This is a genomic window from Amycolatopsis sp. lyj-109 (genome assembly GCF_046548995.1).
In the GTDB taxonomy this organism is placed as follows: Bacteria; Actinomycetota; Actinomycetes; order Mycobacteriales; family Pseudonocardiaceae; genus Amycolatopsis.
Genome location: NZ_JAJPWR010000015.1, coordinates 97783 through 124103 on the forward strand (window position 1 = coordinate 97783; position 26321 = coordinate 124103).

The following is a 26321-nucleotide window of genomic DNA, read 5'->3' on the forward strand; positions in this document are numbered from 1 at the left end:
TTACGCGAGGAGAGTCCGCGGTGACGGGTCGTCGAGCAGCGCCGTGATCAGGTGCCGGTCGGGCCAGCGCCCGGCCGCCCAAGCGAACGCACGCGCCAGGCCTTCCGACGTGTCGGCCGCGTGCAGCCGGTCGTCGGACCACCACTGGACGTCGTGTTCGGCGCCCTGAATGCGCACGGTGAGCGGGTCGTGCACCAGGACCCCGCCGTCCGGGAGCCGGATGCCGAGCTGGTCCGCGACGAGCTTCAGCGCGGGGAGCTCGGCCCAGGGCGCGTACTCGCCTTCACTGGTCACCTCGGCGGGCGCGCCGCTCGCGAGCGCCAGGTCGAGCAGGTCCGCGAGCCGCTCCGGATCCTCGGGGGCGACCACGTACCGGTCGGGCTCGAGCGCCCCGGCGACCCACGGCACGTCCAGGACCAGCGCGTCGTCCACAACGGACCCGTCCGCGGCCCGGACGGCCCGCGGAACGCCCGGCTCCACTCCGGACTCGACGACGGCGGCGTAGGCGCGCGTGGCCAGCCCGGGCGAGACCGCGCGGCCCGGGTCGGCGAGCCGGTCGAGAAGGTCCGCCGCTTCGTCCACCGTGGACAGAGTGAGGTCCGTGCGCACGCCGGCGATCCGCAGCAGGTCTTCGCTCAGGCCGACCTCGGGGACCTCGTCGAAGAGCCCGGCCAGATCGGCGTCCGGCAGCCGCCACTCGTTCGGCGCGGCCCCCTCGAGCACGGCGTACTGCGCGATCCACCAGGCGGCGTGCCCGTGCGGCACGCGCAGGGCGTGCCACGTCTCGGGCCGCGCGGCGAGCAGGCGCAGGGCCGCGGGCCAGGCGTCATCGGCCACGAGATCGAGGTCCCGGAGCGCGACGAGCGTCGACGGCGGCTCCGGCAGCGAGTCCCACCAGGCTTCCTCATCGGGCAGGTCGTGGTCGGGTTCGTGCGGTTCGTCGTCGACGACCACGGCGAAGGAGTCGAGCACCCCCGCGGCCTCGAGCGTGCTTTGCGGCCAGTCCCCGGCGAAGTCCTCGTCGAGGACGTCCATCGCGCCGTCTTCCTCGAAGACCTCTTCGTCGAAGATGTCGAGCAGCGGCGAAGCGGGGAGGACGAGTTCGTCGGCCCGGCGCCAGGTGTCGGTGCCGGGCAGGGCGAGCGCACCGACCCAGCGCGGGGCGTCGTCCCCGCAGTCGGCGATCAGCCGCAGCACGGCCCCGGCGAGCGTCGTACCGTCCAAACCGGACCGGACGTCCTCGACACTGCGCTCGACGGCGTCCTGCAGCTGGTCGGCGTTGAGCAGCTCGCGCGCGTCAGCATGCTTGGCACCCAAGCGTTCCAGGAGCGGGTGCGACGCGGCGGGGTGCACCAGCCGCAGTCCCGGGATGTCCACATCGGACAGCAGATCGAGCAGTTCGGCCGAGCCTTCGACGAGCAGGCAGCCACGAGCACCCGGCAGCGTCCGGCCGTCCGACAGAGGAACGGGCAGACCGTCCAGCCGTTCAGCGGCGAGCACATGCGACTCGACGGCGATCGCCAAAGCCGCGTAAAGCTCCCGCCACCAACCCGGATCGCGGGTGACGCCGGTCAGCGTATCCAGCACCTCTTCGATGCCGATCACTTGCACGGCAACGGCTTTCAGAACCTGCGCGGGCCCGTCGAGCAAACCGGGCACCAGATCGACGAGGAGCGCGGACAAACCGGGCACGTCGACGTCGAGCACCCGCGCCTGACGACCGGATACTTCCTTGCCGTCCTCAGTGGACAGCCAGGGTGCCACACTGAGCGCCGCCAGAACCTCCTCGCGGAGCATGTTGTCCACAGTGGACTTCGGAAACCCCGGCGCCGGAACGAGCGCGAACCGCTGCTCGGACGGCAGCAACCGGACGAGCCCCACGTACTCCTTCGCGGCAGCCTTGAGCGCTTGCGCCAACTCGGGCCCGGGCAGCGCGCGCCGCCGCGACGGTTCGACCGGAACGGAGGCAAGCAGCCGTGCGGGCAGCGACAGCCCGTCGTCGGTGGGCGTCGGGGCGTGCAGAACGTCCTCGGCGAGCGGCCGGGGCGCACCATCGGCCCCGACCGGGACGGCCCACACGACGTCACCGCGATGCGTCAGCCAGCGCGTTTCCCGTTCCGGGCCCCGGATTCCGACGAAGTCACCGTCGGCTTCGCGTGTCCAAACGCGACCATCGACGTCGAATTCCTCGAGCCAGGGCAAGGCCAGCAGCAGATCGGCGACGTCCCGGGCAAGGTCGTCGAGAAGAGCGCGCCCGTCGACCCCGTCCCGGAGCGGCAGCCGGACCTCGGTGTCGAAGCCGGGCGGCACGTCGGCGGGGACGGGCCAGGGCAGCCGCAGGACGGGAACGTCCCCCTCGATCCCGGCGGCCTGCCGCGTCCGCTCGGCGGAGAAGACGACTCCACCCGTGACGGAGACGACGCGAGGTTCATCGGAGACGGTCCGCACGGCGGCGAACCCGACCCCGAAGCGCCCGACGGTTTCGCCGGTCTTGCCGGAGGCCCGCAGCGACGCGAGCGAGGCGACACCCCGCGCGTCGAGCGGAGCACCGGTGTTGGCGAACCGAAGCTCGGAGTCCACAAGGGACACCCGAACCCGCCCGGGCTTCCCCCCGGCCATGGCGGCATCGGCGGCATTCTGCGCGAGCTCGACGAAGAGCCGATCCCGATAGGCGCCGACCCGCAGGTCACGTTCGACGTTGGTGTCCTCGGTGAGCCGGGTGGGCGAGTCCCGCCAGGAGCGCAGGGTGGCCTCGCGGAGCCGAGCGGTCCCGAAGGGATCGCCCGGCTCAGAGATGTCGTCGATCACCGTTCGGGAGCGTTGTCGACCTGGGCTTGCGCTTCATCGGCGACAGGGGCCTCGGTGGGGACGGCCGGGGGAAGGTTGCCGTCAGTCGGTTCGCTGCCCGCTGGCTCAGCTTCGGGAGCCGATGCGGCAACCGCATCGGTCGGCTCGGCTTGGGTCAGCTCAGGTTGGGTCGACTCGGCCTCGGCCGGATCGGACCGGGTCGGCTCGGCTTGGTTCGGCTCGGCCGCGGTCAGCTCAGCCTGGATCGGTCCGGCCTCGGTCGCCTCGGCCTGAGCCGGTTCGGCCTCGGTCGCCTCGGCCGAGGCCGGCTCCGGCTCTTCGGCCGGGGACGATCCCTCGCTACCGGCCGAGAGCGGCTCGGCGACAAGGTCGGCGACCTCCGCGGGAACGGGATCCACCTCCGCCGCATCCGACTCGGCGGCCGCCGGGATCTCGCCGGACTCGGGCTCAGTCGTGGCTTCGCGCGGCTCAGGAGCAGCGCGAAGCTCGGTCGCATCGGTCACCTCGGCCTGCGTCAGCTCGGCTTCCGCGGGCTCCGGCACCTCGGCCACAACCGGCTCGCCGACCTCATCGGTCACCGCCGGCGCTTCCGAGGCCACCGGCTCAGCCTCCGCAGCCACCTCGGCCTTGGCTGGTTCGGCAGCCGAATCAGCCTCCGCCGGCTCGGCCGCACCATCCGCCGGCGCCTCGACCGGCTCGACCACCGCCGAATCAGCCGCCGCCGAATCAGCCGCCGCCGAAGCCACCGGCTCGGGCTCCGCCGCGGCCGGCTCAACCACCGCCGGAACCGAGTCGGCCTCCGCCGAGGCCGCCGCCTCAGGCACCTCCGCCGCCTCGACCGGCTCGGTCACGGCCGAAGCCGCTACCTCACCCAGCTCAGCGACCTCACCAGCCGCCGCCGGCTCCGCCACACCATCCGCCGCCGGCTCGATCGGCTCGGCCGCCGGCTCCGCCACACCATCCGCCGCCGGCTCGATCGGCTCGGCCACCGGCTCCGCCACACCATCCGCCGGCGCCTCGACCGGCTCGGCCACCGCCGATTCAGCCGCCGCCGAAACCACCGGCTCGACCGTCTCGACCCGCGCCGACTCCGGCTCCGTGGCCTCCGCCGATGCGGCTTCCGGCTCCACCTCCGCCGGCGACACGTCCGACTCCGCTATCCCGGTCTCCGACTCGGCCGCCGCCGTCTCCAAGACCTCCGCCGCCTCAGGCGCCGCCGCGACCCCCGAAACCGCCGCCACCTCGGGCGCCGGCGCAAAGTCCAGCAGAGAATCGTCGTACACCAGCTCCGCCACCGGAACCGAGGACGTCACCTCGACCTCTACCTCCGAGTGCGCTCCGCACCCGTACTCCACGTCCACCACGTGGCCGTCCGCCGGGGCAATGTCGTTGCTGCACACCCCGAACACCCCGCGCAACGATCCCGCCAGCGGCACGAAGAACCCGCACGTCCCGCACACGTCGGGGGCACTGCGGGCCATGTCCGACCGCGGGCCGAACTCGCCCTCGTGCCAGCGCGCCGCCGCCTCCGTGCGGCCGAAGCGGGACAGGGCGTGGACCCGGCCCAGGCCGGCGTCGCGGGAGACCTCCTCCACCGCCGGGTCGTCCGACTGGAGGTAGGCCGGGGCCAGGCGGGGATCGTCGTCCGCGGTCGGGAAGATGTCGCCCACTCCGAGGTCGCCCGCTCGCACGCGGCGCTCCCAGGGCACCCAGGCCGGGGCGACCAGCGCCGAGGGGCCCGGCACCAGCACTACCTCACTGACCGTCACCGGCTCGTCGTCGCCCGCCAAGGCCACCGTCACCGACCAGCGCCAGCCTCCGTAGCCCGGGACCTGGGCCTCGAACAGGTGACTCGCCGTGACCGCGTCCTCGCGGGTGACCCCCACGTGCGAGCCGAGCTGCTCCTCGGGTGCGTCCTCCAGCACCGCAGCTCGCGCGAACTCCACCGCATCGGCGAGTTTGCGCTGCACGGAACCGTCGTCCAGGGTCAGCAGCAGAGTCATGCGGCCAATTGTGCCGCACGCATCCGCGGCGCCCGTGCCAGGCTGTTCATCGTGCGCACGCCGATCGTCACCACCCTGCTGCTGGCCGCCGCCCTCGGCGGCTGTGCCGGGGCCCCCGCCGCCGAATCCGGGCCGGAACGGCTCACCGTCCAGGTGGTCTCGACCCTGCCGCACGATCCCACCGCCTTCACCGAAGGGCTCGAGTTCGCCGGCGACACGCTGTACGAGAGCACCGGGCTCGCCGGGAAATCCATGCTCACCGCGGGCTCCGCGGGCGGGCCGCCCCGGACCACGGCCACGCTGCCGGCGCCGCTGTTCGGCGAGGGCGTCACCGTCCTCGGGCCGACGCTGTGGCAGCTCACCTGGCAGGACGGCTTCGCCATCGAACGCGACGCCACCAGCCTCGCCGAGCTGCGGCGCGTCCCGTTCCAGGGGGAAGGCTGGGGCCTGTGCCACCAGGCCGACGGCCGGCTGGTGATGAGCAACGGCTCCTCGCGGCTGACCTTCCGCGACCCGAAGACCTTCGCCGTCACCGGGAGCGTCGACGTCGGCCGCGACCAGCTCAACGAACTCGAATGCGTCGGCGGGGACGTCTACGCAAACGTTTGGCACACCGACACCGTCCTGCGGATCGAGGCTGCCACCGGGCGCGTGACCGGGACGATCGACGCAGGTCAGCTGCGTACGAAAGTGAACGCGACGGGCGCCGAAGACGTGCTCAACGGTATCGCCGCCGTCCCGGGAACCGGCGATTTCCTCCTCACCGGGAAGCAGTGGCCGGTCACGTTCCGGGTGAGGTTCGTCGGAGCTACGGCGTGAAAGCACGGATGAGCAGGCGGAACCGGCCCCCGGTAAGGCAGGATTGACACGTGGCACTCTTCGGCTCCCGCTCCGACGGCACCCCGCCGGGTCAGCCGCGCGGCCGGAAGTCCAAGCGTCGCTGGACGCCGGAACCGGGCGCCGCGCAGGCCAGGTCCTGGCGGGACGCCGCCGCGCCGCGCGCCGAGCACGGCAGCCCGCCGCCGCCCACCCGCGTCCAGCGACCCGTCCCGCCGCGCGCCGGGTTCCACGACGGCCGCGTGCCGAACGCCGACGAAGCGCCCACCGCGGCCACTCCGGCGAACCACCGGACACCGCCCCCGCGCGGGGCGCGGCCGTACGACCCCCACCGCACCGAGCCGGTCCGCCGGGAGCCCCCCGGTGGCGGCTTCTACCAAGGCGCACGCCATCCCGGCAGCGGCGAGTACGAGCACTACGACACCGGCGGCTACGCGGGCGAACCGCGACCGCCGGAGCCGGGGCCGGGGCAGGCGCCCCAGCCGCCGCGGGAGGAGCCGCGCACGCCGGGCGGCACGCCGAAGCTGCCGAAGAAGATCACCGTCACGCGGGTGGCGGCGATGCGCAGCCGCCAGTTGACCGGTCAGGCCGTCGACGCCTTCCAGCGTGCGACGAAGGCCGACGGCGCCGAGAAGTCCGGCCTCACCTCCCTGACCTACGCCGTGATGCTCAACTACGCCAGCGACGCGGCGATGGCGATCGCGCTGGCCAACACCCTCTTCTTCGCCGCGACCAGCGGCGAGAGCAAGGGCAAGGTGGCGCTCTACCTGCTCATCACGATCGCGCCGTTCGCGCTGGTCGCGCCGGTGATCGGGCCCGCGCTCGACAAGGTGCAGCGCGGCAGGCGGCTGGCGATGTGCGCGTCGTCGATCGGCCAGGGGCTGATGGCCGTCGTGATGGCGCTGCACTTCGACGACTGGCTGCTCTACCCGGCCGCGCTCGGGATGATGGTGCTGTCGAAGTCGTTCACCGTTCTCAAGGCGGCGGTGACACCGCGGGTCCTGCCGTCGGAGATCACGCTCTCGAAGACGAACGCCCGGCTGACCACGTTCGGCCTGGTCGCCGCGGGTGTGTTCGGCGCGCTGGCCAGCGGCGTCAACGCCATCACCGGCTCGGCGGGCGCGCTGTGGTTCACGGCGCTCATCTGCATCGCCGCGGCCGTGCAGTCGATGCGGATCCCGGCCTGGGTGGAGGCGACCGAGGGCGAGGTGCCGACGTCCCTTTCGGCCCACCCGACGGAGAAGAAACGCCGTCAGCCGATGGGCCGGCACATCGTCGTCGCGCTCTGGGGCAACGGCTCGGTGCGCGTGCTCACCGGCTTCCTCATGATGTTCGCCGCCTTCGCGGTCAAGGCGCAGACCGAAGGCAGCGGGCAGACACCGTTCATGCAGCTGCTGCTGCTCGGCGTGATCGGCGCCGCGGCCGGGGCCGGCGGGTTCCTCGGCAACGCGCTGGGCTCGCGTCTGCACTTCGGCAGTCCCGACCAGGTGATCGTCTGGTGCGTGGCGAGCTGCGTGCTGGCCGCGCTGGTCGCGACGCTCCTGCCCGGCCTGGCCACGGCCGCGATCGTCGGCCTGATCGGCGCCACGGCCAGCGCGCTCGCCAAGATCAGTCTCGACGCCGTGATCCAGGAGGACCTGCCCGAGGAGTCGCGCGCGTCGGCGTTCGGCCGCTCGGAAACCGTGCTGCAGCTGGCCTGGTGCATGGGCGGCGCGGTCGGCCTGCTGCTGCCGCCGACGTACTGGATCGGCTTCCTGGTGATCTCGATCCTGCTGGCGGTCGGTCTGACCCAGACGTACCTGGTGCAGCGTGGCGGCTCGCTCGTGCCGGGTCTCGGCGGCGACCGGCCGCTGCGGCCCGAGCCGACCGGCAGCTTCCCGGCCCAGGGCCTGCCCAGGGACCCGACAGCCCGCCGGTAGGGTCTGAGCCCATGCGACGTTCCCGGGTGGTGGCCCTGCTTGCGGCCGGTGGGTTCGCGGTGGCCGGTTGCTCGGCGCCCGGCCCGGCCGAGGTCACCTTCTACGCCGACGGTCACACGATCAACACCACGCCGGTGCTGTCGTGTGACTACTCCCAGCAGCTCGCGCAGCCGTGCAGCGCCAAGGGCGACACGCAGACGCTGAAGGTCCGCCCGGGCAAGCCGGTGCAGATCTCGGTACCCGGCGAGGTCGCGGACGCGCCGTGGCAGATCGTCTACGAATACGTCACCCCGCAGGGCGAGTACAAGCAGAGCGACCCGATCCCGTTCACGTCGCTGGATCGCTACGCCTACACGGTCACGCCGCCGACGCCCGCCGACCGCATCTCGGCGGTCGACGTCCAGAAGTACACCGCCGTGCTGAACTCCAGCACCGGCGAGTCGGGCCTGCTGCCCAGCGACGTGTGGGGCCTCCGGCTGGAGGCCTAGTGGTCACCACTCAGGGATCGATGTCCCGGGCGACCGCGCGCATGATCTCGGCGATCTGCTTGGTGTGCTTGCGGTCCGGGTAGCGGTTGCGCCGCAGGTCCGGCTGCACCTTCAGCTCGATGAGCTTGATCATGTCCTCGATCAGCCCGTGCAGCTCCTCGGCCGGGCGGCGGCGCGCTTCGACGACGGACGGCGGCGGGTCGAGCAGCCGGACGGAGAGCGCCTGCGGTCCGCGGCGGCCGTCGGCGACGCCGAACTCCAGCCGCTGTCCGGCCTTGAGCCCCTCGACGCCCTGCGGCAGCGCGGCCTTGCGAATGTAGACGTCGGCGCCACCGTCCTGCGTGACGAACCCGAACCCCTTCTCCGCGTCGTACCACTTGACCTTGCCGGTCGGCACTTCCCTCACCAGTCTTTCTGCTGTCCGCTCACGACGAACGCGCCCGGGGGCGTACCCAGGGCGCGCTGGGTAAAGGGTATCTCGCCACAGGCCCTGGGGAGAAGTCGATACCGGCGGATACCCTCATGCGTCATGAAGAGCACGACGAAGGAGGCCGGCGTGGCCGCTCCCGGCAAACCGTTCCTGATGCGCGTCGGCATCGGGTTGTTCGGCATCGGCATGCTCGCCGTGCTGGCGGTGTTCATCATGTTCGCCGCCGGTCTGGAGAACCTGCCGATCTGGCTGTCGGTCGCCGCCGGGGTCATCACGCCCCTGGGCCTGCTGCTGGGCTTGATCGCGCTGGTGATCGAGGCCCGCGCCAAGAACTAGAGCTACGGCACCACGCTCCCCGCGAACGTCCGCTCGAACCACGCCGGGAACTCCGTCAGCGACTCGAAGACGACCTCCGCTCCTTCGCTCAGGAGGAGCGTGCGGTCGCACGGCCCGGTGGTGACGCCGACTGCGATCGCCCCGGCCGCGAGCGCACCCCGGATGTCACCGGCGTGATCTCCGACATACACCCGTGCGTCGTGCGCCAGAAGTGCTTCGGCCTTCTGCGTCGACCACAGCTCGCCGATGACTTCGTCGACGTCGAGCCCGAGCGCGTCCACGTGCAGCTGGGCGTTGGGCCCGTACTTCCCGGTGACGACCAGCGTGCGCCCGCCCGCGGCCCGCACCGCGCGGAGCGACTCGACCGCGCCCGGCAACGCGACCGCGCTGGGCACGACCACCTCGGGGTACATCGCCCGGAACCGGTCGACGAGCCCGGGGATGCGCTCCTCCGGCGCTTCGAAGCCGCGCAGGATGTCGTCGAGCGGTGGCCCCAGGTTGGCCGCGAACGCGGCGCCGTCCAGCGGCAGGCCGGATTCGACGCCCAGCGCGTTCATCGCCGCGGCCATGCCCGGCCGGGCGTCGATCAGTGTCATGTCGAGGTCGAACCCCACGGTGATGCCCACACCTGCACCGTAGCCGCCACCACCGACAGTTTTACGCGCGAACCGAACGTGTACAGCGCCTTGACAGCAGAGCGATCTGTGTCAAGGTGAAAGTGTGACCAGCTTCACCGAGCGGACGAAGGCGTCCCTGCGCGAAGCGCTGCTCGACGCCGCCGCCGACCTGCTGCCGGACCGCGGCCACGCGGGCCTGCGGATGGCCGACGTCGCCGCGAAGGCCGGCGTGAGCAGGCAGACGGTCTACAACGAGTTCGGGAACAAGGCGGCGCTGACCCAGGCGGTGGCGCTGCGCACCGCGTCGGAGTTCCTCGACGGGATCCGGCAGCGGTTCGAAACGGCGGACGGGCTCCTGGCGGGCATCCACCACGCCGTCGTCTACACGATCGAGCACGCGCGGGAGAACCGCCTGGTCGCGGCGGCGCTCGGCACCGAAGCCGGCGAGGACCTGCTGCCGCTGCTCACGTCCAGGGGCGAGCCGATCCTCACCGCGGCCGCGGCCCTCGCCGCCGAGCAGTACCGCGAGTTCGAACCCGGGCTGTCCGCCGAAGCCGCGGCCCTGCTCGCGGAGACCGTCGTCCGGCTTTCCCTGTCGCACCTGGTGCTGTCCACGCACTCGTCGACGGAAGCGGCCGACGCCGTCACCGCGGTACTGGAACCCGCCATTCGCCAATTCGTCCACTGAATCGTCTATCGGAGTGAAACGATGACCGACACGCTCCCGGAACTCCGGACCGGCTTTTCCACGCTGCGCAAGGGCGGGCTGAACTGGGACTCGTTCCCGCTGCGGCTGTTCGTCAAGGGCAACAAGAAGTTCTGGAACCCGGCGGACATCGACTTCAGCCGCGAACGCGAAGGCTGGGACACGCTCAACCCCGAGCAACAGCGCAGTACGACGTACCTGGTCGCGCAGTTCATCGCCGGCGAAGAGGCCGTCACCGAGGACATCCAGCCGTTCATGCGGGCGATGTCGGCGACCGGCCGGTTCGGCGACGAGATGTACCTGACGCAGTTCTGCTTCGAGGAAGCCAAGCACACCGAGGTGTTCCGGCGCTGGATGGACGCCGTCGGGCTGACTCAGGACCTCCACCCGTTCGTCGCCGAGAACCCGCACTACCGCAAGCTGTTCTACGAAGAGCTGCCGCAGTCGCTGCGGGCGCTGGAGGACGATCCCAGCCCGCTCAACCAGATCCGCGCGAGCGTCACGTACAACCACGTCATCGAGGGCAGCCTCGCGCTGACGGGCTACTACTCGTGGCAGCTGATCTGCACCCAGCACGACATCCTGCCGGGCATGCAGGAACTGGTCCGCCGCATCGGCGACGACGAGCGCCGCCACATGGCCTGGGGCACGTTCACCTGCCGGCGCCACGTCGCCGCGGACGACTCCCTGTGGGACGCGGTGCAGCAGCGGATGGGCGAGCTGCTTCCGCACGCGCTCAACATGATCCAGTGGGTGCAGGACCAGTTCGAGGAGCTGCCGTTCGACAACGACCCGCAGGAGATCATCCAGTACGCGGCGGATCGCGCCCAGCGCCGGCTGGGCGCGATCGAGTCGGCGCGCGGGATGCCGGTGGAGCAGATCGATGTGGACTACTCGCCGGAGCAGCTGGAGGAGACGTTCGGCGAGGAGGACGCGAAGGCGATCGCGGAAGCTGCCGCGGCGGTGGGCTGACGCGCGTGTGGGGCACCTTCGCGAAGGTGCCCCACACGGGCGTTCACCACTCCCAGCCGAGGATGATCATCAGTCGCCTCCCTTCACGTAATCGCGAAGGACCAACGCCCGAACGCCTCGCGCGGTTTAGGCGTGCTTCGTGGCCGCCGCCTGCTCCAGACCCAGCAGGCTGATCGACTGCTCGCGCATCTCGATCTTGCGGACCTTCCCGGTCACCGTCATCGGGAACTCCTCGACGACGTGGACGTACCGCGGGATCTTGTAGTGCGCCAGCTTTCCGCCGCAGAACTCGCGCACCTTCTCCGCCGTCAGCGGTTCCGCGCCCTCGCGCATCCGGACCCAGGCCATCAGCTCTTCGCCGTACTTCGCGTCCGGGACGCCGATCACCTGCGCGTCGAGGATGTCCGGATGCGTGTAGAGGAACTCCTCGATCTCGCGCGGGTACAGGTTTTCGCCGCCGCGGATGACCATGTCCTTGATGCGGCCGGTGATGTTGAGGTAGCCGTCGGCGTCCATCACCGCGAGGTCGCCGGTGTGCATCCAGCGGGCCGCGTCGATCGCCTCGGCCGTCTTGTCGGGCTGTTCCCAGTACCCGAGCATCACCGAATAGCCGCGCGTGCACAGCTCGCCCGGCTCGCCGCGCGGGACCGTCAGGCCGGTTTCGGCGTCGACGACCTTGACCTCCAGGTGCGGCCCGACGCGCCCGACCGTCGACACGCGGCGCTCGACCGAGTCGTCGGACCGGGTCTGCGTCGACACCGGGGACGTCTCGGTCATGCCGTAGCAGATCGACACCTCGGCCATCCCCATCCGGTCGATGACCTGCTTCATCACCTCGACCGGGCACGGCGACCCCGCCATGATGCCGGTGCGCAGCGACGACAGGTCGAACTCGCCGAAGTCCGGGTGGTTGAGCTCGGCGATGAACATCGTCGGCACGCCGTAGAGCGACGTGCACCGCTCGGCCGCGACCGCTTCGAGGGTGGCACGGGGGTCGAACGCCGGCGCCGGGATCACCATGCAGGCGCCGTGGCTGGTGCAGGCCAGGTTGCCCATCACCATGCCGAAGCAGTGGTAGAACGGCACCGGGATGCACACCTTGTCCTGCTCGGTGTAGTGGCACAGCTCGCCGACGAAGTAGCCGTTGTTGAGGATGTTGTGGTGCGACAGCGTGGCGCCCTTGGGGAAGCCCGTGGTCCCGGACGTGTACTGGATGTTGATCGGGTCGTCGGCCGACAGCCCGGCCTGCAGGTGCGCCAGCTGCGCCGGGTCACCCCCACGGCCCGCGTCCAGCAGCGCCTGCCAGCCCTCACCGCCCAGGATCACGACCTGCTCCAGCGCCGCGCACTTCTCGCGCACCTCCTCGGCCATCGCGGGGTAGTCGGACGTCTTGAACTTGTCCGAGGCGGCCAGCAACCGGATCCCGGCCTGGTTGAGGACGTACTCCAGCTCGTGCGCGCGGTAGGCCGGGTTGATGTTGACCAGGATGGCGCCGATCTTGGCCGTCGCGTACTGGAAAAAGGTCCATTCCGCCCGGTTCGGCGACCAGATGCCGACCCGGTCGCCCTTGCCGATGCCCTGCGCGACCAGCCCCAGCGCCAGCGCGCTCACCTCGGCGGCCAGCTCCCGGTAGGTCCACCGCTTGCCGGCGGTCCGGTCGACGAGGGCGTCGCGGTCCCCGAACGCGGCCACCGTCCGGTCGAAGTTGTCGCCGATGGTGTCCCCCAGCAGCGGGACCTCCGAGGTCCCCGAGGCGTAGCTCGGCAGGACGGGCGCGTCAGGCATGGTGCCTCCTCAGACGTCTTCGTCGGACGTCCCGAGTCTAGGAAGCGAACGTCCGGTCAGCCACCGCGGACCGGCTACTCGCTCAACGCTTGTTGCGGTAGCTCGGCGCGGAGACCGAAACGTCGGAATTCACCGAGGACTACCGGCGCACGACGGCTTCCGTGGAAGACACCGCGTCGCAGCAGCAGTCGCAATGGAACTCCTGAACCTGCACCGGATCGTCGACACCACCGTCGCCGAGGGCCCCGGCGTCCGGTGTGCCGTGTGGACGCAGGGGTGTTCGGTGCGCTGCCCGGGGTGCTTCAACCCGCAGACGTGGACGACCCGCGGCGGGTTTTCCCTGTCGTGGCCGGACTTGTTGTCGCGGGTGCTGGCGATCGAGGGCATCGGAGGCGTCACGCTGCTCGGCGGCGAGCCGTTCGACCAGGCCGGGCCGCTGGGTCGCTTCGCCGCCGCGGTCCGGTCCGCGGGCCTCTCGGTGATGACGTTCACCAGGCACGTCCTGGAGGACCTGCCGCCGTCGGAGCTGCTGGATTCGACGGATCTGCTGGTGGACGGGCCGTTCCTGGTGGAGCGGCCCGAGCAGTCCCGGCCGTGGGTGGGGTCGGCGAACCAGCGGTTCCACTTCCTGACCGACCGCTACGACGAGTCGATCTTCACCGCCCCGAACCGCCTGGAACTGACGATCGCCCCCGACGGCGCGATCGAGCTGAACGGGTTCGCCATCGCCGCGCACGCGCAGGCCCAGCCGGGGGTCGTCACCGTGCGGACCCGGATGCGCCACCGCGACCTGCCGGCCCGCGCGCTCACCGGGCTGCGGGCCCAGGTCACCGACGACGGCACCACCGTCTTCGCTGCCTGGGAAGGGCGGCGGATCGCGTTCGGCTACGGCCCCGAGGGTGTCCAGGTGGCGCACGTCGACGGCCCGGGTCTCACCGAGGCCGAAGCTTCGCGGCTGGTGCTGTCGGTCGACGAGGCGTACGCGGCCGAAGTGCAGCGGGCGGTGCTGGCTCGGCTCAAGGATCGAGCGGCCCAAGCCGGAATGCGCGTCGAATCGGAGCGCGTCAACGCCGACCAGTCGATCAGCGTCACGCTGGCCGCCACGTCGTGACCGAGACCAGGGTCGGGCTGATCGAGTTCGGCCGGGCGCTCAACGAGTCGGTCACCGTCCCCGGCCTCGGGGAGCTCCGCGGCGGGCAGGTGAGTTCGGGGCGCGCGGTCCGCGGGGCCCGAGCGCGCCTTCTCCGGGGCGATCGCATCCTGGAGGACAACCTGCGCCTGGGGATCATGGTGCGGAAGAAGTTCTTCTCCCGCGACGTCGAGCCGGTGACCGACGCCGGGTTCCTGAAGGACGTGTTCGTCGCCGTCGGCCGCCGGGACCTCCGCAAGGGCGACTTCCTGGAGCTGTACACCGATGACGCCGTCGGGCCGGACATGAGCCGTCCGGAGGCGGTCGCCTCGGTGGAGGCGCCGGCGTTCGACGGGTTGACGGGGTTCCACGTGCAGGTGCTCGTCCGGGACGGCGTCCTGCGGTTCGGCGCGCTGTGTTCTTTGATGCGCAACGGCCAGCCGATGCGGGTGCTCGAACTGTTCGGACCGGCGGCCCGATCGAGGAGCTGCCGCAGGGTCAGGCGGGGACGGTGCTGCTGGGTTTCCAGTGCGACACACCGCCGTTGGCCGGGGACGCGCTGAGAACGTTCCCCACTCCGGATTTCGTGGAGCAGCGCGACGGAACGGCGGTGGTCCACGGCGTCACCGACCTCGGCAACGGCGCGGTGGTGGCGGCGGTCGAGGTGCTGGAGGGGCGGACCGCGGCGTTCACGGTGGGGGTCCGGACCAGGGTGCTGCGCCCGATCGGGACGCCGTTCAACGAGCGGAGCACGGTCATCGCGCCCTTCGCTGCCGGTGCTTTCCCTGGCGCGGGACGGGATCGCGGTGCGGTCGTCCGCGGGGTCGCGGGTGTTCACGGTGAGGCTGGGAACGCGGGATCTGCAGCAGAACGACGTGATCGAGGCATACGTCCCGGCCACGCCCGATCCGGCGGGCCTTTCGGCACCTGCCCCGGGTGTTCTGGCACCTCCGCCTGCTCCCCCGGCGGCACGGGTGGACGTCAACGCGGCTTCGGGGGACGAGCTGGCGACGCTGCCGGGCCTTTCGCCGGCACGGGTGACGACGGCGCTGGAGCTGCGTCGGCAACAGGGCGGGTTCCCCGACGTGGAGGCCTTCGGAGTGGCGATCGGCTTGCAGCCGCACGAAATCGTCCGGTTGCGCGGACGGGCGACGGCCGGCCGGGTGGCGTTGCCCGAGACGGGCGTGCGGCAGATCGACATCTGAGGGCGCCGGGTGCCGGTTCCGCTACGCTCGGGAACGTGCCGGAGGAATTTTCGCTGGGCTTGACGGAGGTCGCCGCCGCGATCCGGCGCACGGGCCTCCCGGCGCACTGGCACCCGTTCGAGATCCGCAGCCCGGGCCACACGCTGGAGGAGAACGAGCGCATCCTGGCGGCGGCTTGGGACTCGATGCGGGCGCGCGGGCTGGCGGGCCCGGAGAAGCTGGACATCGAGGTGGAGCAGACGCTGAGGGCGTGGACCCAGCCGGAGGTGCTGATCATCGTCCGGGCGGTGGAGGTGGCGGACACCCGCCAGGTGTTCTACCGGGCGGCGATCGGCCACGGGCTGGGCGTCTACTCGGAGCTGGTACCGGACGGGATCAACTTCGTCCAGATCCGCCCCGACCACCTGGTCGACGCCCTGGTCGGCATCCTCCCCCGCTACGGACCGCTGCCGGTGGCCCCGGTGACGTCGACGGTGGGCCCGAGCAGGCCGCCGGACGCCGAAGCGTTGCGGGAGTACGCCCAGTGGCCCCCGCACCGCCACGGCACGTTCGAGCTGTCAACCCGCATGGGCCAGGGCAACCTCCGCCCGGTGGGCACGGTGACCTTCGTGGACACCGACGCCGGCCGCTACCTGACGTTCACCGAGCCACTACCGGGCGGCGAATCCCGGCTGAGGTTCATTCCCTCGGACGGGGGACACCTGAGAGGGTGGCTGCACGAGCGCATCACGGAGACCACCCACCGGTGACGTGCGTCCTCGCATCGGCGCGTGATCTACCCGTAGTGTTCAGGTTGTGACCCGAGCAGTTCGCCTTCGCGCCACCGTCCTCACCTTGGCCACCCTGGCGCTTGCGCTGAGCGCCTGCGACAGCAAGGTGGGGGGCACGCCGCAAGCCGCGGACACGCCGTCGAGCAGCGCCTCCACGACCAAGCCGAGTGGCGCCACGAGCGACAACCCGTTCGCCGGGATGGATCCGTGCAAGCTCCTCGACCAGGTATTGGCGGGCCAGGGTTACGCAGCCGCGAAGCGGAGCGATGCGGACGCGGCCCACAACTGCGACACGAAGAAGACCGACTACGGCGTGGTCGGTCTCGCCCTCCAGCCCGGACAGTCGATCAACGATATCGTCACAGCTCCTGGTAAGGCCGTGACAGGGGACGTCAACGGGCGCCCCGCAGTGCAGGAGCGCGACGCTCTCGGCGGCACGGGTTCCTGTGACGTTTCCATGGAGGTGAAGCCGAAGTCGCGAGCCACGGTCTTGGTCACCCTCCAGACAGCGGGCACCGACGAGGCTTGCCAGGTGGCCAACGACGTTTCGACCAAGGTCGAACCCCTTCTTCCCGCGAACGGCTGAGACCGTCCATCGACGGGTTGCCGGCATCACGGATCTGCTGACATCGCGGATCGTCACTACTACAGTTGACTCGGGTACGCACGGTGTCGAGAGGGGTGGACGATGACGACGGGTGCACACTTCGGCAGTGAGCCGCCTGCGGCGGGTGACGCCGGCGCCAACTTCCTGTCAGGCCTGCTCGACGTCCCGCTCGACGAGGAGGGTGCCAAGCGGCTCAACGCCGGTGCCCAGCAATTCAAGTCGCTTGCCGAGGACGGCGGATTCGGGATCAACCAGGCCGGGTTCGACGCGTACACCAAGGTGTGCGATCGATTCATCCACGAATTCGACGAGATCTTCCACGACGTGAAGCTCCTTGCGCGAGCTCCAGGAATGGGTTCTAGTAGCTACGCGAAAGACATAGCCGACTTCAACGCGAAGGTGGCTGCCGACGGGGACCAGTCCCTGATCCCGAACCTCGAGTTGCTGAAGCAAGGCTTCGTCCAGGTCCGCGAAGCGCTCGAGATCGCCCGCAAGAACTACCGCGAAACCGAAGATGCACACAGCCAGACCTTCGCCAAGCTTCGCGGGAGCGAGTGACCATGGCGCACGAGCACGCGGAACACCGCCAGTACGAGAGCGACTTCTACGCGCAGACACAGCAGAAGCTGCAGCAGAACGTGCACCACTTCGGCGCCGAAGACCAGGCGGACGCCAGCGCCGGCGTGACGCCGCAGACGCAGAACCAGGCCGCACAGTACTCGGTCGAGCAGGGCAAACGGCTGCTGCACAACCAGGCCACTCGCGGTGACGCGCCCGCGCCCGGTCAGAATTACGCGGCCAGCTCTCACGAAGACCTCTACGGCATGGTTCACGAGAACATGAACCCTGGCGATCTCGACGATCGCGGCCGGGTCGCCAACAAGCTCGGCAACTGGCTGGCCGACGTCTCCAACGCGGCGAACGACGCCGTCAACTCGAGCGAAATCCAGTGGCAGGGAGCGGGCGCCGCCCAGGCACACAACTTCTTCCAAAGCACCGCCACCTACACGGGTGACACCGCGAACGCCGCGCAGCTGAGCTCCAACCGGTACTCGCAGCAAGCGGCCGCCGCTGACTATGCGCAGAAGAACATGCCCGAACCCACCGGGTTCAACCAGCAGACCGAAATCACCAAGGCCACCAAGCAGTACCTGGCTGGTGACGTCGTCGGCGCAACGCAGACCATGAACGACGTCGCCGCCAAGCAGCAGCAGGCCGACGCCGCTCATCAGCAGGCCGTTCAGGTTCTTCAGAGCCTCGACTCCACCTACCACGAGACCGCCAGCACCCAGCCCACCTACACCCCGCCGCCCCAGCTCGGGCAGGGCGACTCCACCTCCGTGAGCGGCTTCCACGGCACCAGTAGCACCGGCACCCCCGCCATCGGCGGGACCGGCCCCGGCGGTACCAGCGGCACCTTCGTCCCCGGCGGACCCGGTGGACTCGGTGGCCCCGGACCGGGAGTGCCCGGCGGACCGGGAACCGGCCCAGGCAGCCTCAACCAGCCCGGCTTCGTCCCCCCGGGCACCAGCAGCGGCACCGGCACCTTCAGCGGCAACACCAATTTCCGCGCCGCCCCGGCCGCGAGCAGCTTCGGACGGATGACGCCCGATGGGCTCGCCATTCCCGGCGCAACCGCCGGCGGCACCTCCGGTGGCGGGGACACCACCCGCGGCAAAGGCATCGGCTCCGGACGGGCCGGCACCGGGTTCGCCGGGTCGCGAGTTTCCGGCAGTGCGGGCAGCGCCGGGACCGCCCCCAAGGAAACCGCCGGCGAAGGCGGCAAGACCGGCAGCAAAGCCGGCGAACGGCTCGAGCGCGGGGCGACCGCGGCCGCCGCGGCCAAGGGTGGCAAAGGCGGCACCGGCGCGGCCGCCCCGGGCGCGGGCGGCAAGAAGAAGGAAGACGACAAAGAGCACAAGAACAAGTACGCCGTCGACGAAGAGGTCTTCGATCTCAGGCCGGAACGTGGTCCGGACGGGGAAAAGATCGTGAAGCCGACCATCGGGGAGACCTCCTAAGGGTCATCCCCGGGATCTGCGCCGGACCAAGATCCACCGCCGTCACCCCGGCTACATTGGTGGCATGCGCTTCTTCATCGTCGACGCCTTCACCGATCGCGCCTTCGCCGGGAACTCCGCCGGGGTCGTCCTGCTGGACGAACCCGCCGACCCGGCCTGGATGCAGGCCGTCGCCGCCGAGATGAAGCACGCCGAGACCGCCTTTGTCGTTACCTCCGCAACCGGCCCGAAGTCGCTCCGGTGGTTCACCCCCGCCGTCGAGGTCGCGCTCTGCGGGCACGCCACCGTCGCCGTCACGCACGTTCTCGGCGGGGAACAGACCTACACCACCAAGAGCGGGGAACTGCGCGCCAACGCCGGAAACGGCTGGGTCGAGCTGGACTTCCCCTCCGACCCGCCGCGGCCCACCGACGACGACCTGTCCGAAATCCTTCCCGGTGTCGACATCGAGTACACCGGGCGCGGCGTCGAGAACCTCTTCGCCGTCGTCAAGGACGCCGAGACCGTCCGCGCCCTCGAACCGGACCTCGCGAAGCTCAAGCACACCTGGACCGGACGGCTCCTCGTCACCGCACGGGACGACGACTACGTGAGCCGCTTCTTCGCCCCCGGCGTCGGCATCGACGAAGACCCCGTCACCGGCTCCGCGCACTGCACCCTGTCGCCCTACTGGTCCGCGGAACTCAAGAAGAACGACCTGACCGGCGAACAGGCCTCAGCGCGCGGCGGCATCGTCCGCACCCGCCAGGACGGCGACCGCGTCCACCTCGCAGGCCAGGCCGTCACCGTCCTCAGCGGGGAGCTGCACGTCTGATGCGCACCCTGCTGAACATCATCTGGCTCGTCCTGTGCGGCTTCTGGATGGCCCTCGGCTACCTGCTGGCCGGCGTCATCTGCTGCATCCTGATCGTCACCATCCCGTTCGGGCTGGCGTCGTTCCGGATCGCGCGCTACGCCTTCTGGCCGTTCGGCCGCACGGTTGTCGACCGGCGGGACGCCGGCGCCGCGTCGTGCGTCGGGAACGTCGTCTGGTTCGTCTTCGCCGGGTGGTGGCTGGCGCTCGGGCACGTCTTCACCGGCATCGCGCTCTGCATCACGATCGTCGGCATCCCGCTCGGCATCGCGAACTTCAAGCTGATCCCGGTGTCCCTCGTGCCGCTCGGCAAGGAGATCGTCGAGATCGCCTAGGACTCCGGCTCGTACGGCAGCTCGACCACCAGGCACGGCCCGCCGACGAACAGGCCGCCGTCGACGCCGAGTGCCTTGCCGCCCGCGTACAGGAACGGGCCCTCGATCTGCGTCGGGTGGATGCCCAGCTGGTCGGCGATGACGCTGTGGCCGTGCACGATCCGCGAGCCGCCGAGGGCGTCCATCAGCTTCTGGGCGTTCTCCTCGCCGTCCGGGCCGCGGAACGCGTAGCGCGTCGTCATCCGGCGCCAGACGTCCCACCACGCCTCGATGTCGCTGCCTTCGAGGATCTCGCGAGCCGCCTCGTTGATCTCGTCGATCGACGAGCCCCAGTCGAGGTACTCCAGCGTGTCCGAGTGCAGCAGCAGGTGGTCGGCGGCGACGGCGGCCAGCGGGCGCGCGGCCAGCCACTCGATGTGCTCGGGGGTCAGCCGGTCCTGGTCCGACAGCAGGCCGCCGTTGATCTCCCAGCTGCGGGCGAAGCTGCGCGGGCCGAAGTCGGACGGCACCGGCTCGTCGCCGAAGTGGTACATCCCCAGCGCCAGGATCTCGTGGTTGCCCAGCAGCGTCTGCACCTGGCCGCCGGCCTCGGCCGCCTGCTCTTCGAGCCGCATGACCAGGTCGATCGCCCCGACGCCGTCCGGGCCGCGGTCGACGAAGTCGCCGAGGAACCACAGCTGGTCCTCGCCGCCGGACCAGTTGTCCTCCTCGTCGACGAGGCCTTCGGATCTCAGCGCGTCGGCGAGTTCGTCACGGTGGCCGTGGACGTCGCCGACCACGTACGTCGACTTGCTCATCCGCTGACGATATGCCCTGCGGCCACCCGGCTCGCGGTCAGCCTTCGCCGAACGGGTCCCCGGTTCGCCCGATCAGGTCGGCGACGGAGTCGATCACCATGGTGGGCCGGTACGGATAGCGTTCGGCCGACTCCGGGGTGGAGATGCCGGTGAGCACCAGGATGGTCTGCAGCCCGGCCTCGATGCCCGAATGCACGTCGGTGTCCATCCGATCGCCGATCATCAGCGTCGACTCCGAATGCGCGCCGAGCCGCCGCAACGCCGAGCGCATCATCAGCGGGTTCGGCTTGCCGACGTAGTACGGCGAGCGCCCGGTGGCCTTCTCGATCAGCGCCGCGACGGACCCGGTGGCCGGCATCGAGCCCTCCACGCTCGGGCCGGTCGCGTCGGGGTTCGTCGCGATGAACTTCGCGCCGCCCTCGATCAGCCGGATCGCGCGCGTGATGGCGCTGAAGCTGTACGTGCGGGTCTCGCCCAGCACGACGTAGTCGGGGTCACGCTCGGTCAGCACGTAGCCGACTTCGTGCAGCGCCGTCGTCAGGCCCGCTTCGCCGATGACGTAAGCCGAGCCGTTCGGCCGCTGCGACGAGAGGAACTTCGCGGTCGCCAGCGCCGAGGTCCAGATCGACTCCTCGGGGATGTCGAGCCCGGTGCGCTCCAGCCGCGCCCGCAGGTCGCGCGGGGTGTAGATCGAGTTGTTCGTCAGCACCAGGAAGTCGATGCCGTTCGCCTTCAGTTCGGCGAGGAACTCGTCGGCCCCCGGGACCAGGTGCTCCTCCTTCACCAGGACGCCGTCCATGTCGGAAAGGTACGTCCACCGGCGTTCGTTCATGGCCCGGAACCTATCACCAGCGGGGACGGGTTCCGGCTCGTCGGCGTCAGGGCGCCGCGGCCGGGTGGATCGCCACGGTCGCGGCCTTCACCGACAGCCTCACCGCCGAGCCGGGCTCCAGGGCCAGCTCGGCGACGGCGGCCGGGGTGAGGTCGGCGGTGAGGCCGTGCGCCCAGCCGTCGCCCTCGGCCCGGACCCGGATCACCGGCCCGTGCGGCTCCAGGGCCGCGACGACGGCTTCGGTCGTGTTGCGAGGGCTGCCGCGATGCTCGCCGTCACGGGTGTAGACGGCCACGGCGTTGGGCGGGAACACCGCCACCGCGGGCTCTCCCGGCACCACGTCGGCCGCCGGGAGGCCGCTGACGATCTCGCCGGACGCCGTCCGGAGTCCTTCGGCGACCGCGGTGCCGGCGACCAGGTTGAGACCGGCGATCCGTGCGGTGAACGCCGTCCGCGGGGCCGAAAGCACCGCACGGGTCGGGCCGCGTTCGACGATCCGGCCGTCGTTCAGCACCGCGACGTGGTCGGCGAGCGCGAGCGCGTCCAGCGGGTCGTGCGTGACGAGCACGGTCGTCGGCCCGGTCTTGAGCACCCGCCGCAGCAGGCCGCGGATGGCCGGTGCGGCGTCGACGTCGAGGGCGGCGAACGGCTCGTCGAGCAGCAGCAGGTCCGGGTCGGCGGCCAGCGCCCTGGCGATCGCGACGCGCTGGGCCTGGCCGCCGGACAGCTGCCCCGGCCGCCGGTCGGCCAGCGCGACGGCGTCGACCTCGGCCAGCCAATAGCAGGCACGCTCCCGGGCGGCACGGCGGCCGGCACCGGTCGAGCGCGGCGAGAAGGCGACGTTGTCCGCCGCCGAAAGGTGCGGGAAGAGCAGGGCGTCCTGGGAGAGCAGCCCGATGCCGCGGCGGTGCGGCGGCACGCCGGCCAGCGCGCGGCCGGACACCGTGATCTCCGCCGACGCCGGCGTGATCAGCCCGGCGAGGCAGCCCAGGACCGTCGACTTCCCGGAGCCGTTCGGGCCGAGCAGCGCCAGCACGTGCCCGGCGGGCACGTCGAGATCGACGTCCAGCGAAAACGAGCCGCGCGCGGCGGTGATCCGGGCGGCGAGGCTCACCGGAGGCCGCCTTCCCACGAGCGCGGCCGCGCGACGGCGATCACCAGGACCGCCACCACGATGAGCAGCAGCGAGAGCGCGACGGCGCTGTCGATGTCCACTTCGGCCTGCGTGTAGACCTCCAGCGGCAGCGTGCGGGTGACGTCTTCGAGGCTGCCGGCGAAGGTGATCGTGGCGCCGAATTCGCCGAGCGCGCGGGCGAAGCTGAGGACGACGCCGGACCCGAGCGCGGGCAGCAGCAGCGGCAGCGTGACGCGACGGAAGACCGTCCACGGGCGCGCGCCGAGCGTCGCGGCGACCTGCTCGTAGCGGTCGCCGGAGCCGCGCAGCGCGCCTTCGAGGCTGACCACCAGGAACGGCATCGCGACGAACGTCTGCGCGATGACCACAGCGGCTGTGGTGAACGGGACGGACTCCCCGGTCAGCGCGGTGATCAGGGCGCCGAGGAAGCCCTTGCGGCCGAGCAGGTAGAGCAGCGCGAGGCCGCCGACGACCGGCGGCAGGACCAGCGGCAGCAGCACGATCGAGCGCAGCAGCCGGACCCCGCGGAAGCGGGCCCGCGCGAGCACGACGGCCAGCGGTGCCCCGAGCAGTACGCAGGCCAGCGTCGACAGCGCCGCCGTGAGCAGCGACAGCCGCAGCGCGTGCCACGACGACGGCGTGGCGATCAGCGACGGCAGCCGCGTCAGGTCCGAGCGCACCAGCAACCCGACGACCGGGAGGACGACGAGGGCCAGCGCGAGCGTGGCCGGGATGCCCAGGACCCACGGAACGCGCGAACGGCCGGCCGGGACGGATCCCGGCCGGCCGCTGGAGAGCCGCCTACTGCGCAGGGCCGAACCCGACCTTCGTCAGCTCGGTCTTGCCCTCGGCGCCGAGGACGAAGTCGTCGAACTCCTTGGCCAGCGCGCTCTGGCCGCCCTTGACCACGGCGATCGGGTAGCTGTTGATCGCCTGGGCCGCCTCGGGGAAGTCGACCTTGTCGACCTTGCCCGCGGCCGAGGCGGCGTCGGTGACGTAGACGAGGCCCGCGTCGGCGTCCCCGGAGGCGACCTTGTTCAGCACCTGCTTGACGTCCTGCTCTTCGCTCTTCGGCTTGAGCGTGACGCCGGTGGCCGTCTCGACCTTCTTGGCCGCCGCGCCGCACGGCACCTGCGGGGCGCAGGTGATCACGGTCAGGCCGGCTTTGTTCAGGTCGGCGAAGGACCGGATGTTCTTCGGGTTGCCCGGCGCCACGGCGATGGCGAGCTTGTTCGTGGCGAACACGGCCGCCTGGCCGTCGATCACGCCGCCCTGGACGGCCTTGTCCATGGTGGCCTGGTCGGCCGAGGCGAAGACGTCGGCCTTGGCGCCGTTGGTCAGCTGCTGGACCAGGCCGGAGGAGCCCGCGAAGCTGAACTTCACGGTGGTGCCGGGGTGCTTGGCCTCGAACGCCTTGCCGAGCGCGGTGAACGACTCGGTGAGCGACGCGGCGGCGAACACGGTCAGCGTGCCGCCACCGGCGTTCGCGGCCCCCTTGGGCGCGGGCGCGGTGACCGACCCGCCGGGCTGCGTGCTGGGCTCGTCCGAGCTGCTGCACGCGCCCGCGAACAGGGCGACGGCCGCCACGGCGAGAGCAAGCTGTGACAAGCGGGGCTTCGCCCCGGGCCGGAGGCTACGCCACCCGAACCCCCCAAAAGCGGGCTTCTTCATCTACTTCCTTCCGGTGTTTCCACCACAACAGTGGTCGCCTTGACCACCGCAACCGCGAGCACCCCCGGGCGCAGGCCCAGCTCGCGGACGGCTTCCGTACTCATCAGGGACACCACCCGGTGCGCCCCGCACTGCAGTTCCACCTGGGCCATCACCTTGTCGGCGATGACCTCGGTGACCAGCCCCACGAACCTATTGCGGGCGGACCGGCCGACCGCCGACGGGTCGTCGGGTGCGGTGGCCTGCGCCCGGGCGAACCCGGCGAGCTGGGCGCCGTCGACTACCTTGCGGCCGGCGGCGTCGTCGGTGGCGGTCAGCTGCCCGGCGCGCACCCACCTCCGGACGGTGTCGTCACTGACGCCGAGCAGGCGCGCGGCCTCGGACAACCGAAATTGCGGCATGCCGCAGACATTATCTCCGCAGTTGAGGAACCGCTACGCCGGGCGCGAATTGCCCATGACTTCGGCGCGCAGCTCTCCGAGCATTGCATTCTGATAACGCTCGATCACTTTTCGCTCCGCCGGGGAGAACTGCGCGAGCAGGTCGCGGAGGGTGTCGAAGGCCGACTCGAAGAGCGGCGCGAAGCGGTCGGCCACCCCCGGCACCACCTCGACGAGGACCTTGCGCCGGTCTTCGGGGTCGCGGACGCGGCGGACCAGCCCGACCTTCTCCAGCCGGTCGATGACGCCGGTGACGGCGCCCGTGGACAGGCCGGTCAGCCCGGCGATCCGGCCGGCGGTGAGCGGCCCGTCGGCCTGGATGACCAGGTCGAACGTCTTGTGGTCGGTGCCGGACAGGCCCATCCGCTCGGCGATCCTGGCGTGCCGCAGGACGGTGAAGGTGCTGCTTTGGCGGCCCAATTCCGCGAAGCGGAAGAGTTCGTCTTCGGTGACCGGGTAAGTCTTTTCCGTCACGGGCCCTCATTAGTTCGCTCACTGAACAACTCACTGCGCAAAGTATCCTAGTGGGCGGTTGCGGAGGCTACTCTGTGCTTAATGACAGCAGTGGATCTCGGGTTTCCTCGCGTCCCCGGTACACGAGGGTCTTCTCGCGTGCCCCGGCCCGAGAACCCGCACCTCATCGACACCTTCGGCCGGGTGGCCACCGATCTGCGGGTTTCCCTGACAGACCGGTGCAACCTGCGCTGCACCTACTGCATGCCCGCGGAGGGCCTCGACTGGATGCCGGGCGAGCAGGTGCTCACTGACGACGAACTGGTCCGGCTGATGGGGATCGCCGTCGAAATGCTGGGCGTCACGGACATCCGGCTCACCGGCGGGGAACCGCTGCTGCGGCCGGGTCTCGAGGACCTCGTCGCGCGGGTCACGGCGTTGTCGCCCCGGCCCCGGTTGTCCATGACCACCAATGGGATCGGGCTCGCCAAGCGCGCGGCCGGGCTGGCCGAGGCCGGGTTGAACCGGATCAACGTCTCGCTCGACACCGTCGACCCCGAGCTGTTCAAGACGATCACCCGGCGCGACCGGCTCTCGCACGTGATCGCGGGCCTCGCGGCGGCGCGGGACGCCGGCATGTCGCCGGTGAAGGTCAACGCGGTGCTGATCCGCGGGCTCAACGAGACCGAAGCCGTGCCCCTGCTGAGGTTCTGCCTCGACGAGGGCTACCACCTGCGGTTCATCGAGCAGATGCCGCTGGACGCCCAGCACGGCTGGAACCGCGGCGAGATGATCACCGCGGCCGAGATCCTCGAGATGCTGGGCGCGTCGTTCACCTTGACGCCGTTCCCGGCCGAACGCGGTGGCGCACCGGCCGAGCGCTGGCTGGTCGACGGCGGCCCGGGCGACGTCGGCGTGATCGCGTCGGTGACCCGGCCGTTCTGCTCGGCCTGCGAGCGGACGCGGCTGACCGCCGACGGCGCGGTGCGCTCCTGCCTGTTCAGCAACGACGAGACGGATCTGCGCTCCCTCGTGCGCGCGGGCGCGCGCGATGAAGAAGTGGCAGCCGCTTGGCGGGCGACGATGTGGGGCAAGCTCGCCGGGCACGAGATCAACGACGCCGGGTTCGCGCAGCCGATCCGGCCGATGAGCGCGATCGGCGGTTGAGGTGG

General features: G+C 71.0%; 28 protein-coding genes. 16 read left to right on the plus strand and 12 right to left on the minus strand.

Going from position 1 to position 26321, the window contains the following annotated elements; translation table 11 throughout:
* Together ACLJQF_RS30470 and ACLJQF_RS30475 are read right to left on the minus strand one after the other, a co-directional pair.
* Positions 1-2805, minus strand: coding sequence for a sacsin N-terminal ATP-binding-like domain-containing protein (locus tag ACLJQF_RS30470; RefSeq protein WP_410613924.1), 2805 nt, complete (start codon positions 2803-2805; stop codon positions 1-3).
* Positions 2805-4811: a DUF3027 domain-containing protein gene (locus ACLJQF_RS30475; protein ID WP_410613776.1), complete on the minus strand. Its 2007-nt coding sequence runs from the start codon at positions 4809-4811 to the stop codon at positions 2805-2807. The genes ACLJQF_RS30470 and ACLJQF_RS30475 overlap by 1 nt, the downstream gene beginning before the upstream one ends.
* A gap of 51 nt (positions 4812-4862) precedes the next feature.
* Between ACLJQF_RS30475 and ACLJQF_RS30480 the strand changes: the two genes are divergently transcribed.
* From ACLJQF_RS30480 to ACLJQF_RS30490, 3 genes are read left to right on the plus strand one after another with little or no spacing between them, the layout of a single operon-like run.
* Positions 4863-5630 carry a glutaminyl-peptide cyclotransferase gene (locus tag ACLJQF_RS30480; protein WP_410613777.1) on the plus strand — a complete coding sequence of 256 codons (768 nt, stop codon included), beginning with the start codon at positions 4863-4865 and terminating at the stop codon, positions 5628-5630.
* A 50-nt stretch (positions 5631-5680) separates the two neighbouring features.
* On the plus strand, positions 5681-7567 hold the full coding sequence (locus ACLJQF_RS30485) for an MFS transporter (protein WP_410613778.1): 1887 nt from the start codon (positions 5681-5683) through the stop codon (positions 7565-7567).
* An 11-nt stretch (positions 7568-7578) separates the two neighbouring features.
* Positions 7579-8055: a DUF2771 family protein gene (locus ACLJQF_RS30490; protein WP_286001611.1), complete on the plus strand. Its 477-nt coding sequence runs from the start codon at positions 7579-7581 to the stop codon at positions 8053-8055.
* A gap of 10 nt (positions 8056-8065) precedes the next feature.
* Here the strand turns inward: ACLJQF_RS30490 and ACLJQF_RS30495 are convergent, their stop codons facing one another.
* A complete protein-coding gene (locus ACLJQF_RS30495; protein ID WP_410613925.1) occupies positions 8066-8452 on the minus strand; it encodes a cold-shock protein in 387 nt (128 codons plus the stop codon).
* Between the two features lie 132 nt (positions 8453-8584).
* On the opposite strand from ACLJQF_RS30495, the gene ACLJQF_RS30500 reads away from it, so the two are divergent.
* The gene (locus ACLJQF_RS30500) at positions 8585-8821 is read left to right on the plus strand and encodes a hypothetical protein (RefSeq protein WP_410613779.1); all 237 of its coding nucleotides are present in this window, start codon (positions 8585-8587) and stop codon (positions 8819-8821) included.
* A gap of 2 nt (positions 8822-8823) precedes the next feature.
* On the opposite strand, the gene ACLJQF_RS30505 is transcribed toward ACLJQF_RS30500, so the two are convergent.
* On the minus strand, positions 8824-9447 hold the full coding sequence (locus tag ACLJQF_RS30505) for an HAD family hydrolase (RefSeq protein WP_410613780.1): 624 nt from the start codon (positions 9445-9447) through the stop codon (positions 8824-8826).
* A 94-nt stretch (positions 9448-9541) separates the two neighbouring features.
* Between ACLJQF_RS30505 and ACLJQF_RS30510 the strand changes: the two genes are divergently transcribed.
* Both ACLJQF_RS30510 and ACLJQF_RS30515 read left to right on the plus strand, forming a co-directional pair.
* Positions 9542-10126 carry a TetR/AcrR family transcriptional regulator gene (locus tag ACLJQF_RS30510; protein ID WP_410613781.1) on the plus strand — a complete coding sequence of 195 codons (585 nt, stop codon included), beginning with the start codon at positions 9542-9544 and terminating at the stop codon, positions 10124-10126.
* A 21-nt stretch (positions 10127-10147) separates the two neighbouring features.
* Complete coding sequence (locus ACLJQF_RS30515) at positions 10148-11116, plus strand: R2-like ligand-binding oxidase (RefSeq protein ID WP_410613782.1); 969 nt, start codon at positions 10148-10150, stop codon at positions 11114-11116.
* Positions 11117-11242: 126 nt separating this feature from the next.
* Here the strand turns inward: ACLJQF_RS30515 and ACLJQF_RS30520 are convergent, their stop codons facing one another.
* A complete protein-coding gene (locus ACLJQF_RS30520; protein WP_410613783.1) occupies positions 11243-12901 on the minus strand; it encodes an AMP-binding protein in 1659 nt (552 codons plus the stop codon).
* 193 nt (positions 12902-13094) lie between these two features.
* On the opposite strand from ACLJQF_RS30520, the gene ACLJQF_RS30525 reads away from it, so the two are divergent.
* The 9 genes from ACLJQF_RS30525 (at position 13095) to ACLJQF_RS30565 (ending at position 19821) form a co-directional block, all read left to right on the plus strand.
* Positions 13095-14012, plus strand: a complete 918-nt coding sequence (locus tag ACLJQF_RS30525; protein ID WP_410613784.1) for a 4Fe-4S single cluster domain-containing protein — start codon at positions 13095-13097, stop codon at positions 14010-14012.
* Positions 14009-14593, plus strand: coding sequence for a hypothetical protein (locus ACLJQF_RS30530; protein WP_410613785.1), 585 nt, complete (start codon positions 14009-14011; stop codon positions 14591-14593). The genes ACLJQF_RS30525 and ACLJQF_RS30530 overlap by 4 nt, the downstream gene beginning before the upstream one ends.
* 276 nt (positions 14594-14869) lie before the next feature.
* Positions 14870-15235, plus strand: coding sequence for a helix-hairpin-helix domain-containing protein (locus ACLJQF_RS30535; protein WP_410613786.1), 366 nt, complete (start codon positions 14870-14872; stop codon positions 15233-15235).
* A 35-nt stretch (positions 15236-15270) separates the two neighbouring features.
* On the plus strand, positions 15271-15984 hold the full coding sequence (locus ACLJQF_RS30540) for an ESX secretion-associated protein EspG (protein WP_410613787.1): 714 nt from the start codon (positions 15271-15273) through the stop codon (positions 15982-15984).
* Between the two features lie 85 nt (positions 15985-16069).
* Complete coding sequence (locus ACLJQF_RS30545; RefSeq protein ID WP_410613788.1) at positions 16070-16591, plus strand: DUF3558 family protein; 522 nt, start codon at positions 16070-16072, stop codon at positions 16589-16591.
* A gap of 102 nt (positions 16592-16693) precedes the next feature.
* Complete coding sequence (locus ACLJQF_RS30550) at positions 16694-17170, plus strand: hypothetical protein (protein WP_410613789.1); 477 nt, start codon at positions 16694-16696, stop codon at positions 17168-17170.
* Between the two features lie 80 nt (positions 17171-17250).
* The gene (locus ACLJQF_RS30555) at positions 17251-18633 is read left to right on the plus strand and encodes a hypothetical protein (RefSeq protein WP_410613790.1); all 1383 of its coding nucleotides are present in this window, start codon (positions 17251-17253) and stop codon (positions 18631-18633) included.
* 64 nt (positions 18634-18697) lie between these two features.
* Entirely contained in the window at positions 18698-19447 is a 750-nt protein-coding gene (locus ACLJQF_RS30560; protein WP_410613791.1) for a PhzF family phenazine biosynthesis protein, read from the plus strand.
* On the plus strand, positions 19447-19821 hold the full coding sequence (locus ACLJQF_RS30565) for a YccF domain-containing protein (RefSeq protein ID WP_410613792.1): 375 nt from the start codon (positions 19447-19449) through the stop codon (positions 19819-19821). Before ACLJQF_RS30560 ends, ACLJQF_RS30565 begins: the two co-directional genes overlap by 1 nt.
* Here the strand turns inward: ACLJQF_RS30565 and ACLJQF_RS30570 are convergent.
* From ACLJQF_RS30570 to ACLJQF_RS30600, 7 genes are all read right to left on the minus strand, one after another.
* Positions 19818-20618: a metallophosphoesterase gene (locus ACLJQF_RS30570; protein ID WP_410613793.1), complete on the minus strand. Its 801-nt coding sequence runs from the start codon at positions 20616-20618 to the stop codon at positions 19818-19820. The genes ACLJQF_RS30565 and ACLJQF_RS30570 overlap by 4 nt on opposite strands.
* A 37-nt stretch (positions 20619-20655) precedes the next feature.
* Positions 20656-21450 carry an HAD-IIA family hydrolase gene (locus ACLJQF_RS30575; protein WP_086844921.1) on the minus strand — a complete coding sequence of 265 codons (795 nt, stop codon included), beginning with the start codon at positions 21448-21450 and terminating at the stop codon, positions 20656-20658.
* 46 nt (positions 21451-21496) lie between these two features.
* Positions 21497-22564 carry a sulfate/molybdate ABC transporter ATP-binding protein gene (locus ACLJQF_RS30580; protein ID WP_410613794.1) on the minus strand — a complete coding sequence of 356 codons (1068 nt, stop codon included), beginning with the start codon at positions 22562-22564 and terminating at the stop codon, positions 21497-21499.
* Complete coding sequence (locus ACLJQF_RS30585) at positions 22561-23325, minus strand: ABC transporter permease (protein WP_410613926.1); 765 nt, start codon at positions 23323-23325, stop codon at positions 22561-22563. Before ACLJQF_RS30585 ends, ACLJQF_RS30580 begins: the two co-directional genes overlap by 4 nt.
* Before the next feature lie 61 nt (positions 23326-23386).
* On the minus strand, positions 23387-24193 hold the full coding sequence (gene modA / locus ACLJQF_RS30590) for a molybdate ABC transporter substrate-binding protein (RefSeq protein WP_410613795.1): 807 nt from the start codon (positions 24191-24193) through the stop codon (positions 23387-23389).
* 59 nt (positions 24194-24252) lie between these two features.
* Positions 24253-24657: a TOBE domain-containing protein gene (locus ACLJQF_RS30595; protein WP_410613796.1), complete on the minus strand. Its 405-nt coding sequence runs from the start codon at positions 24655-24657 to the stop codon at positions 24253-24255.
* A gap of 33 nt (positions 24658-24690) precedes the next feature.
* A complete protein-coding gene (locus ACLJQF_RS30600; protein ID WP_410613797.1) occupies positions 24691-25170 on the minus strand; it encodes a MarR family winged helix-turn-helix transcriptional regulator in 480 nt (159 codons plus the stop codon).
* Positions 25171-25308: 138 nt separating this feature from the next.
* On the opposite strand from ACLJQF_RS30600, the gene moaA reads away from it, so the two are divergent.
* Complete coding sequence (gene moaA / locus ACLJQF_RS30605) at positions 25309-26316, plus strand: GTP 3',8-cyclase MoaA (RefSeq protein WP_410613798.1); 1008 nt, start codon at positions 25309-25311, stop codon at positions 26314-26316.
* Positions 26317-26321 lie beyond the last annotated feature (5 nt).